The organism is Vibrio sp. 10N.222.49.C9, from assembly GCF_041474985.1.
Taxonomy (GTDB): domain Bacteria; phylum Pseudomonadota; class Gammaproteobacteria; order Enterobacterales; family Vibrionaceae; genus Vibrio; species Vibrio crassostreae_C.
The window spans coordinates 1-278 of sequence record NZ_JBFRVD010000742.1; the positions used below are offsets into that span (position 1 = coordinate 1).

Here is a 278-nt window from a genome sequence, read left to right on the forward strand (position 1 = left end):
GTAGAACAGGCTAAGCAACAAGCTATTTTAGGTAAGTTGGTGACTTTTGGCATTGTGCCAACAGGGCCTGAAACCGGCTATGGTTATATCAAACAAGGCGAGGCTACAAGTTCTCATTCTTATGAGGTAGAACGATTTGTAGAGAAACCGGACTTAGACACCGCTAAAGAGTATGTTAGTTCCAATGATTATTTATGGAACAGCGGTATGTTCTTGTTTAAAGCGTCTCGTTATTTAGAGGAACTAAAGGCTCATCGGCCAGATATTCTGTATGCGTG

At 41.7% G+C, this 278-nt stretch carries 1 protein-coding gene; it reads left to right on the forward strand.

Going from position 1 to position 278, the window contains the following annotated elements; translation table 11 throughout:
• On the forward strand, positions 1-278 hold a 278-nt coding region (locus AB4585_RS25355), incomplete at both ends, for a sugar phosphate nucleotidyltransferase (protein ID WP_372171541.1).